The organism is Stenotrophomonas sp. CS3K5 (assembly GCF_059515225.1).
In genome coordinates this window covers 224,806-238,321 of sequence record NZ_JCAKRX010000005.1, presented here as the reverse complement: position 1 = coordinate 238,321, position 13,516 = coordinate 224,806, and the positions used below count along the sequence as shown (strand labels likewise).

General features: G+C 67.4%; 14 protein-coding genes. 6 read left to right on the top strand and 8 right to left on the bottom strand.

What is annotated here, in order from left to right:
* Positions 1-22: 22 nt before the first annotated feature.
* From kynU to asnS, 7 genes are all read right to left on the bottom strand, one after another.
* The gene (gene kynU / locus AC5YGJ_RS10130) at positions 23-1,297 is read right to left on the bottom strand and encodes a kynureninase (protein ID WP_496186459.1); all 1,275 of its coding nucleotides are present in this window, start codon (positions 1,295-1,297) and stop codon (positions 23-25) included.
* 159 nt (positions 1,298-1,456) lie between these two features.
* The gene (locus AC5YGJ_RS10125; protein ID WP_496186458.1) at positions 1,457-1,978 is read right to left on the bottom strand and encodes a 3-hydroxyanthranilate 3,4-dioxygenase; all 522 of its coding nucleotides are present in this window, start codon (positions 1,976-1,978) and stop codon (positions 1,457-1,459) included.
* Between the two features lie 20 nt (positions 1,979-1,998).
* Positions 1,999-2,661, bottom strand: coding sequence for a carbonate dehydratase (gene can / locus AC5YGJ_RS10120; protein WP_496186457.1), 663 nt, complete (start codon positions 2,659-2,661; stop codon positions 1,999-2,001).
* A gap of 72 nt (positions 2,662-2,733) precedes the next feature.
* Complete coding sequence (locus AC5YGJ_RS10115) at positions 2,734-3,372, bottom strand: FMN-binding negative transcriptional regulator (RefSeq protein WP_496186456.1); 639 nt, start codon at positions 3,370-3,372, stop codon at positions 2,734-2,736.
* A 7-nt stretch (positions 3,373-3,379) separates the two neighbouring features.
* Positions 3,380-3,694, bottom strand: coding sequence for a hypothetical protein (locus AC5YGJ_RS10110; RefSeq protein WP_496186455.1), 315 nt, complete (start codon positions 3,692-3,694; stop codon positions 3,380-3,382).
* 7 nt (positions 3,695-3,701) lie between these two features.
* The gene (locus AC5YGJ_RS10105) at positions 3,702-4,001 is read right to left on the bottom strand and encodes a hypothetical protein (protein ID WP_099490769.1); all 300 of its coding nucleotides are present in this window, start codon (positions 3,999-4,001) and stop codon (positions 3,702-3,704) included.
* Between the two features lie 29 nt (positions 4,002-4,030).
* Complete coding sequence (asnS, locus tag AC5YGJ_RS10100; RefSeq protein ID WP_079222389.1) at positions 4,031-5,425, bottom strand: asparagine--tRNA ligase; 1,395 nt, start codon at positions 5,423-5,425, stop codon at positions 4,031-4,033.
* Positions 5,426-5,553: 128 nt separating this feature from the next.
* Here asnS and AC5YGJ_RS10095 point away from each other — a divergent pair, with 128 nt between their 5' ends.
* The 6 genes from AC5YGJ_RS10095 (at position 5,554) to zipA (ending at position 12,198) form a co-directional block, all read left to right on the top strand.
* The gene (locus AC5YGJ_RS10095; RefSeq protein ID WP_006452998.1) at positions 5,554-5,892 is read left to right on the top strand and encodes a HesB/IscA family protein; all 339 of its coding nucleotides are present in this window, start codon (positions 5,554-5,556) and stop codon (positions 5,890-5,892) included.
* Between the two features lie 546 nt (positions 5,893-6,438).
* Positions 6,439-6,876, top strand: a complete 438-nt coding sequence (gene rpsF, locus AC5YGJ_RS10090) for a 30S ribosomal protein S6 (protein ID WP_107232959.1) — start codon at positions 6,439-6,441, stop codon at positions 6,874-6,876.
* Positions 6,877-6,887: 11 nt separating this feature from the next.
* Positions 6,888-7,118 (top strand): 30S ribosomal protein S18, encoded by a 231-nt coding sequence (gene rpsR / locus AC5YGJ_RS10085; protein WP_002804494.1) that lies wholly within the window; start codon positions 6,888-6,890, stop codon positions 7,116-7,118.
* A gap of 104 nt (positions 7,119-7,222) precedes the next feature.
* A complete protein-coding gene (rplI, locus tag AC5YGJ_RS10080) occupies positions 7,223-7,672 on the top strand; it encodes a 50S ribosomal protein L9 (protein ID WP_107232960.1) in 450 nt (149 codons plus the stop codon).
* A 235-nt stretch (positions 7,673-7,907) separates the two neighbouring features.
* On the top strand, positions 7,908-11,411 hold the full coding sequence (gene smc / locus AC5YGJ_RS10075; protein ID WP_496186454.1) for a chromosome segregation protein SMC: 3,504 nt from the start codon (positions 7,908-7,910) through the stop codon (positions 11,409-11,411).
* Positions 11,412-11,457: 46 nt separating this feature from the next.
* A complete protein-coding gene (gene zipA / locus AC5YGJ_RS10070; protein ID WP_249843570.1) occupies positions 11,458-12,198 on the top strand; it encodes a cell division protein ZipA in 741 nt (246 codons plus the stop codon).
* Between the two features lie 78 nt (positions 12,199-12,276).
* On the opposite strand, the gene AC5YGJ_RS10065 is transcribed toward zipA, so the two are convergent.
* On the bottom strand, positions 12,277-13,407 hold the full coding sequence (locus AC5YGJ_RS10065; protein WP_496186453.1) for a pyridoxal phosphate-dependent aminotransferase: 1,131 nt from the start codon (positions 13,405-13,407) through the stop codon (positions 12,277-12,279).
* Between the last annotated feature and the right edge of the window lie 109 nt (positions 13,408-13,516).

The window sequence follows — 13,516 nt, the reverse complement described above, 5'->3', positions numbered from 1 at the left end:
CCAGCAGTAGGGGAGGGGCGGCTCAGAGGCCGGCCCAGGCTTCCACTTCCTCGACGAAATGGTGCACGTCCAGGTAGCGGTTGTAGAGCGGGGTGGGCGAGATGCGGATGACATCGGGTTCGCGCCAGTCGCCGAGCACGCCGATGCCGCGCAGGTGTTCGAACAGCGCACGGCCACGCTCGCGGCCACCGATCACGCGCAGCGACAGCTGGCAACCACGACGCTGCGGCTCGGCCGGGGTGATGATGTCCAGCACGTTGGACAGGCGCGCACGCACCAGTGCCTCGAGCATGCCGGTCAACGCCAGCGACTTGCTGCGCAGCGCGTCCATGCCGGCACGCTCGAACAGGTCCAGCGAGGCACGCAGTGGTGCCAGTCCGAGGATCGGCGGATTGCTCAGCTGCCAGCCTTCTGCGCCGATGGCCGGGGTGAACTGCGGCGCCATCTGGAAGCGGGTGCTCTCTTCGTGGCCCCACCAGCCGGCAAAGCGCGGCAGCGTGGTGTCGCGGTGGTGGCGCTCGTGCACGAACGCGCCGGCAACCGCGCCCGGGCCGCTGTTGAGGTACTTGTAGTGGCACCACACGGCGAAATCGGGGGCCACCTCATGCAGGCGCAGTGGCAGGTTGCCCACCGAATGCGCCAGGTCGAAGCCGATGCGCGCGCCCTGCAGTCGCGCCGCGCGGGTGATCGCGTCCAGGTCGAAGGCCTGGCCGGTGCGGTACTGCACGCCCGGCCACAGCACCAGCGCCAGGCGCGGGCCGTGTTCGGCGATGGCGCGTTCGATTGCCACCTGCGAGATCGTGCCATTGGGCTCATCCGGCTGTACCTCCACCAGGCACTCGGTGGGGTCGAAGCCGTGGAAGCGGATCTGTGCCTCAACGGCATGGCGATCGGTGGGGAACGCGCCGGCTTCCATCAGGATCACCGGGCGCTCGATCGTCGGCCTGTAGAAGCTGACCATCATCAGGTGCAGGTTCACGCTCAGCGTGTTCATGGCCACCACTTCGCTGGGCAGTGCACCGACCACGCGGGCCAGCTGCGCGCTCACCAGGCGGTGGTAGGACAGCCACTGCGTGGGGCCGGTGAAGTGGCCTTCCACCGCCAGCTCGCCCCATTGCTTCATCACCTCCTGTACCGCGGCCTGCGCACCGCGCGGCTGCAGGCCCAGCGAGTTGCCGACGAAGTAGGTCTGTTCGCCGCCGCCATGGCGCGGAATCAGGAATTCGTTACGCAGCGGGCGCAGCGGATCGGCGGCGTCCAGGGCAATGGCGTGGGTGCGGCTGAGCAGGTCGGACATGGTTGGCAACAGGCTGCAACGGGACGGCCAGTGTAGCGCCTGGGATGGCGCACCCGGTGGCAGGGATGCGTGCATGCCGCCGAACCTGTAGAGCCGAGCCCATGCTCGGCTGCGCGGGCCCACAGCCGAGCATGGGCTCGGCTCTACAGGGGCAGGAGATCAGCCCGCCGCCGGCGCCGGTAACGGGTCCACGTGCCCGCACTGGCTGCAGGTGCGCAGTTCAAGGCTGGCCTGGTATCTGGCAAAGACCTTGGGCAGATCGGTCTCGATGTTCTGCAGCGTGAAGTACTCTTCGTAGAGCTTGTGGTTGCAGCGCTCGCAGTGCCAGATCACGCCGTCACGTTCATGTGGCAGGCGCTTGCGTTCGACCACCAGGCCGACACCGCCGGGCGGGCGCCGCGGCGAGTGCGGCACCTTGCCCGGCAGCAGGAAGATCTCGCCGGCGCGGATGGGGATGTCGCGCACCGCGCCGTCTTCCTGCACCTTCAGCACCATCTCGCCCTCGAGCTGGTAGAACCACTCCGGGCCCTCGTCGTAGTGGTAGTCGGTGCGCGAGTTCGGCCCACCCACCACCATCACGATGAAGTCGCCGTTGTCGATCATCTTGTTGCCCACCGGCGGTTTCAGCAGGTGGCGATGTTCTTCGATCCAGGCGTGCAGGTTGATCGGCGAGGCGAGCATGGTCGTGGTCCGTAGTGAGGTCAGTCGCGCCGGCCCTGGCGCGGCACGTAGGACAGGGCCTTTTCGTAGGCCGGCTTGAGCTCTTCCGGTGCACCGACGTCGATGCCCATCTCGCTGACCCGGCCGTCTTTCAGGCTGTAGACCCAGCCGTGCACCATCAGCTTCTGGCCGCGCGCCCAGGCGTCCTCGACGATGGTCGAGCGGCACAGGTTGGCGACCTGCTCGATCACGTTCAGTTCGCACAGGCGTGCATGCTTCAGCTCGTCATCCTCGATCGCATCGAGGATGCCCTGGTGCTTCTGCACGACATCGCCGACGTGGCGCAGCCAGTTGTCGGCCAGTCCGACGCGGGTGTTGTGCAGGCAGGCATGCACGCCGCCGCAGCCGTAGTGGCCGACGATCAGGATGTGCTTCACCTTCAGCTGGTCCACCGCGTACTGCACCACGCTCAGGCAGTTCAGGTCGCTGTGCGCCACCACGTTGGCGACGTTGCGATGCACGAAGACTTCACCCGGTGCCATGCCGATGATCTGGTTGGCCGGCACGCGCGAGTCGGAGCAGCCGATCCACAGGTATTCCGGATGCTGCTGCTTGGCCAGCTGGTGGAAGAACTCCGGATCTTCCTGGGCGATGCGGTCGGCCCAGTCGCGGTTGTTCTGCAGCAGGCGATGGATGTCTTTCATGTGCGGTATCCCTGGCGTCGGGTGGGGGCTCGCCGCAGCCATCCGGCCGCAGCGTCGCGGGAACAGGGGCGATCAGTCGCTGCGGGCAGCCTGTTCGCGGTGCCAGCGCATCCATTGCGCCAGCTCCTGGTAAGAAGGGGTGGCCAGTGCCTCCAGCGCGGCGATCACCGCCTGCTGGTTGGCCTCCGGATGGTTCTGGCTGAGCTTGAGCTTCAACTGCACGTGCTCGACCTGGAAGCGGAAGCCGACGATCGCGCGCAGCTCAGGGCCATGCTCGGCGCGCGTGGCATCGAACTGCCAGGCCTGGCCGACGCTGGCTTCGAAACGGTCGCTGATCGCTCCGACCAGATCGGCCAGCGCAGCGGTATCGTCGAATGTCTGCAGCTGGCCACGCAGTTCGGCGGCGGCGTAGTTCCAGGTCGGCACCCGCGCGGCCGGTTCCTTGTCCGGATACCAGCTGGCAGACACATAGCCATGCGGGCCATCGACCAGCACCTTGGCCGCGCCGCGATAACGTGATTGCGGGTTGGCGCGGGCCCAGTGGCCGCGCAGTTCGATGCGGTCACCGTCACGCTGGTACAGCACCGGCATCCGGGTCAGTTCGGGTAGGCCATCGCTGCCGGGGGTGAGTACGGTGACGAACGGGTCGCGCGCCAGCAGTCGGTCCAGCCAGAGCAGGTCGGTCTCGGCGAAGGCGCGCGGGGTGAACATGTCCGGCTCAGGCGCGCCCGCCGAGCGACTGCACCATGCGGCCACGCAGGCCTTCGTCACCGTCGGCGTGCGGCGGCTGCACCTCGTGCAGGCTGAAGCCGCGCACAAGCGCGTCTTCCTCGTCCAGGCCGTCGAACTCGACGAATTCGGCGTCGAACAGCTGCGCGCGGGCGGTGTCCTCGCTGTCGTAGCTGAGAGTGTTGCCATCGCTGTCGAGCACTTCGGCGGTGCCGGCCGGACGCACGCGCAGGCGGGCCCAGATCAGGGTGTTGCCGAGGCTGGCAAGCCACCAGCTGTCGCGCGAGGCGGTGATGTCATTCATGAGCGTATTACCAGAGCGAGGCCAGCCAGAGCAGGGCGGCCATGCCCAGTCCAGCCAGCAGGGTCAGCAGCGATACCCAGGCCGGTGTCGCCAGCCCGGACAGCGAGCGGTCCGGCTGCTGGCGATAGTCGCGGCGCAACAGCCAGCCCAGGGCGTCGGGCTTGAGGAAGGCGCCGCTGCCGAAGCGCGCGGCGAGCGCCGGATGGCGATCGCGCACGTGCACCAGGGTCAGCGGCCAGAAGATCACGAAGGCACTGAACCCGGCCACTGCAACGCCGACGAAACAGAGGGCGAAGAACAGGGTCATGGGGGCAGTACCTCCGTGCTCGTGTGGGTTTAGAAGTCCGCGCTGCCCGGGGCGCGCGGGTAGGGGATCGCATCGCGGATGTTGGACAGCCCGCAGACGTAGACCACCAGGCGTTCAAAGCCGAGGCCGAAGCCGGCGTGCGGCACCGAGCCATAGCGGCGGAAATCGCGGTACCAGCTGTAGTGCTCGCGATCCAGACCGAACTGGGCCATGCGCGCATCCAGCACATCCAGGCGCTCTTCGCGCTGGCTGCCGCCGATGATCTCGCCGATGCCCGGGGCCAGCACGTCCATCGCGGCAACGGTCTTGCCGTCGTCGTTCAGGCGCATGTAGAAGGCCTTGATGTGCTCCGGATAGTTGGTCACCACCACCGGGCGGCCGACGTGTTCCTCGGTCAGCCAGCGCTCGTGTTCGGTCTGCAGGTCCAGGCCCCATTCGACCGGGAAGTCGAACTTTTTGCCGGACTTCTGCAGCAGGCTGACCGCATCGGTGTAGTCGATGCGCTCGAACGGTGCATTGATGAAGTCTTCCAGCTTGGTGATCGCGTTCTTGTCCACGCGCTCGGCGATGAAGGCCAGATCGTCGCCACGCTCGTTCAGCACCGCGCGGAACAGGTACTTCAGGAACTCTTCGGCCAGGCGCGCGTCTTCGGCCAGGTCGGCGAAGGCGATTTCCGGCTCGATCATCCAGAACTCCGCCAGGTGGCGGGTGGTGTGGCTGTTCTCGGCGCGGAAGGTCGGGCCGAAGGTGTAGACCTTGCTCAGCGCCAGGCAGTAGGCCTCGACGTTCAGCTGGCCGGACACGGTCAGGAAGGTTTCCTTGCCGAAGAAGTCGCGGCTGAAATCGATCGCGCCCTTCTCGTCGCGCGGCAGGTTCACCATGTCCAGGGTGGACACGCGGAACATCTGGCCGGCGCCTTCGGCGTCGGAGGTGGTGATGATCGGGGTGCTGATCCAGTTGAAGCCGTTCTCGTGGAAGAAACGGTGCACGGCCTGGGCCAGGCAGTTGCGGATGCGGGTGACCGCGCCGAACAGGTTGGTGCGCGGGCGCAGGTGCGCCACTTCGCGCAGGAACTCCGGCGACATCGGCTTGGGCTGGATCGGGTAGGTCAGCGGGTCTTCCACCCAGCCGACCACTTCCAGCGCACTGGCCTGGATCTCGAACGACTGGCCCTTGCCCTGCGACTTCACCAGGGTGCCGGTGGCGATGACCGAGCAGCCGCTGGTCAGGCGCTTGATCTCGTCGAAGTTGGCCAGGGTGTCGTTGGCCACGACCTGGATCGGGGCGAAGCAGGAGCCGTCGCTCACATTCACGAAGGCCAGATTCGCTGAACCGCGCACCGTGCGCACCCATCCGCGTACCGTGACTTCGCCGCCTTCCGGGATCTTCCCGGCAAGCGCATGTTCAACGCTGACCACCGTCATGACTTGAATCCTCTGCTGATCGACTCGATCTGTGAACACGGGAGTTTACCGGTTGCAGCGTTCCGCTTGCGAGGCATTTTTCGTGGCAACGGCTCCTTATAATGTCCCCGTACCTCTGGAGTAGCCCCATGGCCGTCAGCCTGACCCCCATTGCCTTCGAGCGCGTGCAGCGCTTTGTCGCCCAGACCCCCGGCGCGCTCGGCCTGCGCTTCGGCGTGACCAAGACCGGCTGTTCCGGCTGGGGCCACGTGACCGACCTGGCCCGCGACGAGCGCGAGGGCGACACCGTGTTCGACCAGGACGGCGTGAAGATCTATGTCGACGCCAAGAGCCTGGCGCTGGTGGACGGCACCGTGATCGACTTCGGCAAGCACGGGCTGAGCGAGACGTTCACGTTCAGCAACCCCAATGCCACGGCCGAGTGCGGTTGCGGCGAGAGCTTCACCACCGACGCCGACAAGGCCTGACGCACGGCCCGGCGCCCGCCTGGAAGGTGCCGACCTTGGTCGGCACGAAGGCCCCACGGATGGAGCGCCCGGTTTTCACCTATCACCCCAACGCCTACGCGACCGCCTTCGAAGCGGCCGATGGGTCTGAGGCGGCTGCGGCCAGCCGCGGACGCTGCGCTGCCGCGGGCCGTTCTACACCGCTGGCGAGGACCTGCTGCCCATTCGGGATCAGGTCCGGCCGGACGTGGCCGAGGTCAACCCGGGCGACGCCGGCTGGGTGCTGGAACACCTGACCCGAGAAGGTGAGTGCCTGGAGCGCGGCCAGCACCGCCTTCACGTCGATCTGGGCTGAGTACGCTCGCCGGGCATGGCCCGGCGCTACCTGCCTAGGGTAGCTGCCGACCTTGGTCGGCACGGCGGCATGGGCCGCCTGGTTGCCCGCCACGCCCATCTACGCCATAATGCGCGGCTTCCTGCCTCCCTGGCGGGAATCCTTGCCCCACCGCGGTCTCAACGGCGGGGGGCTGTCCGGCCGCAAGGCCACATCCGAAAGGTAGAAAAAACATGAGTCGTCATTACGAAATCGTGTTCATGGTCCACCCGGACCAGAGCGAGCAGGTCCCGGCCATGATCGAGCGCTACAAGTCGCTGGTCGAGAACGGCAACGGCACCATCCACCGTCTGGAAGACTGGGGCCGCCGCCAGCTGGCGTACCCGATCCAGAACCTGGTGAAGGCCCACTACGTGCTGATGAACATCGAAGCCGACCAGACCGTTCTGAACGAGCTGACCGAAAGCTTCCGCTTCAACGACGCCGTGCTGCGCAACCTGGTCATCAAGCGTGACGAGGCTGACACCGAGCAGTCGCTGATCATGAAGAGCAAGGACGAGAAGGGTGACAAGCCGGAGCGCGGTGAGCGCCGTCGTCGTGACGACGAAGAAGGCGAGTCCACCACCACCGCTGACAACGAAGCCGGCGACGACGCCGCTTCTGCCGCCTAAGGAGCCTTCCCATGTCCAAGTTCTTCCGTCGCCGCAAGTTCTGCAAGTTCACGGCTGAAGGTGTGAAGGAGATCGACTACAAGGATCTCAACACCCTGCGCCAGTACCTGACCGAGAACGGCAAGATCGTGCCGAGCCGCGTCACCGGTACCAAGTCGAAGTACCAGCGCCAGCTGGCGACCGCCGTCAAGCGCGCTCGCTTCCTGGCCCTGATCCCGTACACCGACAACCACGACGTCTGATGCCGGCGGGGCGGCCCGGTGCCGCCCCCGCTGTGCCAGCTATTCGGACAGCCTTTGTTGCGGGGCATCGCCTCGCTAACGAATAACTCATCTGGAGCAATACCATGCAGCTGATCCTCCTGCAGAAAGTCACCAACCTCGGCAACCTGGGCGACCTGGTTGATGTGAAGCCGGGCTACGGCCGCAACTTCCTCGTGCCGCAGGGCAAGGCCGTGCCGGCCACCGAGAGCAACAAGGCCGAGTTCGAAGCCAAGCGCGCCGAATACGAAGCCAAGGCCCAGGCCATCCACGCCGACGCTGAGAGCCGCAAGGCCAAGCTGGAAGGCGCGAGCGTGACCATCGCCGCCAATGCTTCGACCGAAGGCAAGCTGTACGGCTCGGTCGGCCCGCGCGATATCGCCGAAGCCTTCACCGCTGCCGGCCTGCCGCTGGAAAAGAGCGAAGTGATCCTGGGCGAAGGTGCTTACCGCAACATCGGCGAGTACGACGTGCTGGTTCACCTGCACGCCGACGTCGAGACCACCGTCAAGGTCGTCATCGTCGCCGAAGCCTGATGCCACGCCGCAAGGCCTGGCATCACCGCAGAACGGGCGCCCGCAAGGGTGCCCGTTTTGTTTTGTGGGCCCGGCCGCTGGCTGGAAGCGGGCCCGGACTCCACCCCCATTCGTAGAACACGGCCACATCGGTATACTCAAGGCGTCACACCTGTTCCACGGCCAGCGATCCCAGCAGGATCAATGACTTGGAGGGTAAATGCAGGCCGCTCGCCGGCCCCAGTCCGGAACCTCTATGCGTCTTTCCACGATCAAGCTGTCCGGCTTCAAGTCGTTCGTCGATCCGACCACCCTGCACCTGCCGACCAACATGACCGGCGTGGTGGGGCCCAATGGCTGCGGCAAGTCGAACATCATCGATGCCGTGCGCTGGGTCATGGGCGAGAGTTCGGCCAGCCGCCTGCGCGGCGACTCGCTGACCGACGTGATCTTCTCCGGTTCCAACGCCCGCAAGCCGGTCTCGCAGGCGACCGTCGAGCTGATCTTCGACAACTCGGATCACACGATTTCCGGCGAGTACGCCTCGTTCAACGAAATCTCGGTCAAGCGCACGGTCAGCCGCGACGGCACCAGCAACTACTACCTCAACGGCACCAAGTGCCGCCGCCGCGACATCACCGACCTGTTCCTCGGTACCGGCCTGGGCCCGCGCAGCTACTCGATCATCGAGCAGGGCATGATCAGCCAGATCATCGAGGCGCGCCCGGAAGACCTGCGCGTGTACCTGGAAGAGGCCGCCGGCATCTCCAAGTACAAGGAGCGCCGCAAGGAGACCGAGACCCGCATCCGCCACACCCGCGAGAACCTGGACCGGCTGGGTGACCTGCGCGACGAGATCAGCAAACAGCTGGAACACCTCAAGCGCCAGGCCAGGCAGGCCGAGCAGTACCAGGCGCTGCAGGAAGAGCGCCGGGTCAAGGATGCCGAGTGGAAGGCGCTGGAGTTCCGGGGCCTGGACGGTCGCCTGTCGAAGCTGCGCGAAGGGCTGTCGCAGGAAGAGACCCGGCTGCAGCAGCTGATTGCTGACCAGCGCGACGCCGAGGCCCGTATCGAGACCTCGCGCGTGCGCCGCGAAGAGGCTGCCGATGCGCTCAACACCGCACAGGCGGCGGTCTACCAGGTGGGCAGCACGCTGGCGCGCCTGGAGCAGCAGATCCAGCATCAGCGCGAGCTGTCGCAGCGCCTGCACAAGGCGCGCGATGAAACGCAGCAGGCGCTGGCCGAACTGGGCCAGCACATCAGCGGCGATGAGGCCAGGCTGGGCGTGCTGCGCGAGGCGGTGGAGGCCGCGAGTCCGCAGCTGGAAGCGCTGCAGGAAGAGAACGAGATCAAGCAGGAAAGCCTGCGCGAGGCCGAGGACCGTCTGGCCGGCTGGCAGCAGCGCTGGGAACAGCACACCTCGCAGAGTTCGGAAGCTTCGCGCGCCGGCGATGTCGAGCGCACCCGCGTGGACTACCTGGACAAGCAGATCCTCGACGCCGACCGCCGCCGCGAGGCGCTGGCCGCCGAGCGCGCCGGGCTGGACGTGGATGCGCTGGAAGAAGCCTTCGAGCAGCTGCACCTGCAGCACGACACGCAGAAGACCGCACTGGATGAGCTGACCGAGGAAGTCGAGCAGCGCAAGGAAGGTGTCGCCGCCGTGCAGGAACAGCAGCGTGCGGGCCAGAACGAACTGGCCGAGCTGCGCAAGCAGGCCAACGCCCTGCGCGGCAGGCTGGCATCGCTGGAAACCCTGCAGCAGGCCGCGCTTGGCCAGGAGCAGGGCGCGGCCGTCGCCTGGCTGAAGGCCCGTGGGCTGGATTCGGCGGCACGCGTCGGCGAGCGCCTGGAGGTCGATGCCGGCTGGGAAAACGCAGTGGAAAGCGCACTCGGCGAGCTGATCGAGGGCGTGCTGGTCGATGACCCGGGCCGCTTGGTCGATGCACTGGGCGAACTCGGCGAGGGTCATATCGCGCTGGTTGCCCATGACGATGCCGAGCTGAAGGTCGCGCCGACCTCGCTGGCCACACGCGTGCGCGGCCCGGCGGCGATCCGCCGGCTGCTGGCGCCTCTGCATGGCGCCCGGGATCTGGCCGAGGCCAAGGCGCTGCAGGCCGGCCTGCCTGAGGGCGATTCGATCATCACCCAGGGTGGCGAACGCCTGGGCCAGGGCTGGCTGCGGGTGTCGCGCTCCGGTGCGGCCCAGCAGGGTGCACTGCTGCGCGAACGCGAGATCAACGAGCTGCGCGAGCAGATCGAGCAGCTGCAGGAGCGCGAGGCCGCGCTGGAAGAGCAGCTGTCGGGCTTCCGCGAGCAGTTGCTGGCGGCCGAGCAGCAGCGCGAGGACGCGCAGCGCACGCTGTACCAGGCGCATCGTGCGGTGTCCGAACTGGCTGGCCAGTTGCAGGGCCAGCAGGGCAAGGTCGAGGCCGCGCGCACCCGCATCGATCGCATCGAAGGCGAACTGAAGCAGCTGCAGGAAACGCTGGAAGCCAACAGCGAGCAGGCGCGTGAAGCCCGTTCGCGGCTGGAGAACGCGGTCAGCAGCATGGGCGATCTGGAGTCGACCCGGCAGCGGCTGGAAGGCGAACGCCGCCAGCTGACCGAGGCCCGCGACCTCGCACGCGATGCCGCACGTGGGGTGCGCGAGCGCGCGCATTCGCTGGCCCTGACCCTGGAATCGCAGCGGGCGCAGCTGGCGTCACTCGGCCAGGCACTGGAGCGCATGGGCACCCAGCGTGGCCAGCTCGATTCGCGCCTGGGTGAGCTGCACCTGCAGCTGGATGAAGGTGATTCACCGGTCGAATCGCTGCAGGCCGAGCACCAGAATGCGCTGGAAGAACGCGTGCGCGCCGACCGCGTGCTGACCGAGGCGCGCACGCTGCTCGATGGCATCGACGCCGAGCTGCGCAATTACGAGCAGACCCGCCACCAGCGCGACGAACAGGCATTGGCGCAGCGCGAGCGCATTTCGCAGCGCAAGCTGGACCAGCAGGCCCTGGTGCTCAGTGCCGAGACCCTGCAGGGCGCTGTGGAGAAAGCCGGTTTCGTCATGCAGGACGTGCTCAACGCCCTGCCCGAGGACGCCCGCCTGGGCGACTGGGAGCAGGCCGTGCACCAGATCGATGGCCGCATGCGCCGGCTGGAGCCGGTCAACCTGGCCGCCATCCACGAGTACGGCGAGGCCTCGCAGCGCTCGGAGTACCTGGATGCCCAGCATGTGGATCTGACCACCGCGCTGGAAACGCTGGAAGATGCCATCCGCAAGATCGACCGCGAGACCCGTGGCCGCTTCAAGGACACCTTCGACCGCGTCAACGCCGGCGTGCAGGCGCTGTATCCGCGCCTGTTCGGTGGCGGCCATGCGTATCTGGAGCTGACCGGCGAGGACCTGCTCGATACCGGCGTGACCATCATGGCGCGGCCGCCGGGCAAGCGCGTGTCCAGCATCTCGCTGCTGTCCGGCGGCGAGAAGGCGATGACCGCGGTGGCGCTGGTGTTTGCCATCTTCCAGCTGAACCCGGCGCCGTTCTGTCTGCTGGACGAGGTGGACGCGCCGCTGGACGAGGCCAACGTCGGTCGCCTGGCCAACATGGTCAAGGAAATGAGCGAAAAGGTGCAGTTCCTGTTCGTCAGCCACAACAAGGCGACGATGGAGGCCGCGCACCAGCTGTCGGGCGTGACCATGCGCGAGCCGGGTGTCAGCCGGCTGGTCAGTGTCGACCTGGAAGAGGCCGCACGATTGGCGGGCGCGGCCTGACGTGCCATCCTAACTACCTGAATGAACCAGCCGGAGAACCTATCGAATGTCCGACACGGCACTTTTGCGCATCGGCATCCTGGCCGCCGGCCTGCTGTTGATCGCCGCGATCTTCCTGTTTGGCCGCCCGAAGAAGAAGCCCCAGGGGCGCCGCGTGGAAGGCGCGGAACCGACCAGCGGCGAGCGTCGCGAGCCGGTCCTGGGTGAGGATGGCGTCGCCGTGGCCGGTGGCCGCCTCGAACCCGGCATGGGCGGAGAGGGCGAGCAGGCCGAACTGGGCCTGGCCGACACCGACGCAGGCGCAGCCAGCGACCTGGGCAAGCGCGCGACCCAGGATTTCGACAAGATCGTCTCGCTGTTCGTGGCCGCCCGCGCGGGCGAACAGCTGCGTGGCGAAGACATCGTGGTGGCAGCGGAGAAGACCGGCCTGGTGTTCGGCCACATGAACGTGTTCCACCGCCTGGTGGAAGGCCACCCCGAGCGCGGCCCGATCTTCTCCATGGCCAGCATCATGAAGCCGGGAAGCTTCGACATGGCCAACATCCGTGCCATGGAAACCCCGGCCATCGCTTTCTTCCTGACCCTGCCGGCGCCGCTGACCGCGCTGGACGCCTGGGAGAAGATGCTGCCGACCGTGCAGCGTATGGCCGAACTGCTTGACGGCGTGGTGCTGGATGACAGCCGCAATGCGCTCGGCCGCCAGCGCATCGCGCACATCCGTGACGAACTGCGCGCCTACGACCGCCAGCACCAGGCGCCGCCGCTGACCAAGACGCCGCGCTGGTAATGCCTGACGTGCCGACCAACGGTCGGCACCCACCCCATCGGCAATCCCCGGTAGATCCACGCCATGCGTGGATGCGGTTTACGACGGGACGCCGGCCACCTTGGCGAACGCGCCGCGGAATGCCGCCATCTCTTCCTCGGTTCCCACGGTCACGCGCACGCGCTGCGGCCAGATCGGCCAGCTGCGCCCGATCACCACGCCGTGCTCTGCCATTGCCTTGGCAAACGCGGCGCCGTCGCGCTGCACGTCCACCACGAAGCAGTTCGCCTCCGAAGGCAGGCAGCTGAAACCGCGCTTGCCGAGCCAGGCAATGGTGGCCTGCCGGGCCTTGGCATTCTGCAGGCGGCGCTGCGCAACCAGTTGCCGATCCTGCAGGCTGGCCAAGCCTGCGGCCAACGCGGGCACCGGCAGCGGGTTGTCGCCCAGGCCGGCCAGTTCGCGCAGGCGGTCGGGGTGCGCGGCCGCCACGCCCAGGCGCAGCCCGGCCATGCCATACAGTTTGGAGAACGTGCGCAGCACGATCAGGTCATCGCGTTGCGCCACCTCGGCGATCAGGCTCGGTTGATCGCTGTACTGCAGGTAGGCCTCGTCCACCAGCACGCGGGTAGTGGTGGGCTTGTGCGCCAGCAGCCAGGCCAGTTCGGCCGGCGGGCTGATCGAGCCGGTCGGGTTGTTCGGGTTGCACACATACAGCAACCCGGTCGGCCGCGCATGCGCGGCAGCGACCATCGCGCGCAGGTCGTGTGCGCCGTCGGTTCGCAGCGGCACCTTCTGCACGTGCGCGCCGTGTGCGGCGGCCACCTCGCCCAGCGTCTCGAAGGTCGGGTCGGCCACTACCAGCCCGGCCTGCGGGCCGGTCCATACGACCGCTGCGCGATTGAGGGGTTCGCTGGAGCCGGGGTAGAGGCGGACATGGTCGGCCGGAATTCGCGCCTGCTCGATGAAGGCGTCGCGCACCTGGCCGGCCAGGGCGAAGCGGTAGCGGCCGCAACCGGCGATGCTGTCGCGCGCAGCCTGCTGGGCTGCAGGCGAGGGGCCATACGGGCACTCGTTGAAGTTCAGCAGCACGGCGCCTTCGCCGGGTGCGGAGGGCACCGTTGCAGCTGCAGCGGGTTGAGCACCGGCAAGGCGGGGCAGGCTGGCGCCGGCCAGGGCGAGGCCGGCACCGGCCAATTGCAGGAAGTGGCGGCGGGAGGCAGGCAGGGTCACGGGCAGGGTTTCCGAAGGGCAGCCCGGGCACGCTAGCGCTGGTGGTGGCGCGCGGCAAGCTCGACGCTACAAGGGCGGCGGCGTTACAGGGCCTGACGGCCGGGCGAGG

Excerpts from the sequence above, each read along its gene's own strand:
- kynU (WP_496186459.1), bottom strand. The coding sequence starts at position 1,297 with ATGTCCGACCTGCTCAGCCGCACCCACGCCATTGCCCTGGACGCCGCC.
- AC5YGJ_RS10125 (WP_496186458.1), bottom strand. The coding sequence starts at position 1,978 with ATGCTCGCCTCGCCGATCAACCTGCACGCCTGGATCGAAGAACATCGC.
- can (WP_496186457.1), bottom strand. The coding sequence starts at position 2,661 with ATGAAAGACATCCATCGCCTGCTGCAGAACAACCGCGACTGGGCCGAC.
- AC5YGJ_RS10115 (WP_496186456.1), bottom strand. The coding sequence starts at position 3,372 with ATGTTCACCCCGCGCGCCTTCGCCGAGACCGACCTGCTCTGGCTGGAC.
- AC5YGJ_RS10110 (WP_496186455.1), bottom strand. The coding sequence starts at position 3,694 with ATGAATGACATCACCGCCTCGCGCGACAGCTGGTGGCTTGCCAGCCTC.
- AC5YGJ_RS10105 (WP_099490769.1), bottom strand. The coding sequence starts at position 4,001 with ATGACCCTGTTCTTCGCCCTCTGTTTCGTCGGCGTTGCAGTGGCCGGG.
- asnS (WP_079222389.1), bottom strand. The coding sequence starts at position 5,425 with ATGACGGTGGTCAGCGTTGAACATGCGCTTGCCGGGAAGATCCCGGAA.
- AC5YGJ_RS10095 (WP_006452998.1), top strand. The coding sequence starts at position 5,554 with ATGGCCGTCAGCCTGACCCCCATTGCCTTCGAGCGCGTGCAGCGCTTT.
- rpsF (WP_107232959.1), top strand. The coding sequence starts at position 6,439 with ATGAGTCGTCATTACGAAATCGTGTTCATGGTCCACCCGGACCAGAGC.
- rpsR (WP_002804494.1), top strand. The coding sequence starts at position 6,888 with ATGTCCAAGTTCTTCCGTCGCCGCAAGTTCTGCAAGTTCACGGCTGAA.
- rplI (WP_107232960.1), top strand. The coding sequence starts at position 7,223 with ATGCAGCTGATCCTCCTGCAGAAAGTCACCAACCTCGGCAACCTGGGC.
- smc (WP_496186454.1), top strand. The coding sequence starts at position 7,908 with ATGCGTCTTTCCACGATCAAGCTGTCCGGCTTCAAGTCGTTCGTCGAT.
- zipA (WP_249843570.1), top strand. The coding sequence starts at position 11,458 with ATGTCCGACACGGCACTTTTGCGCATCGGCATCCTGGCCGCCGGCCTG.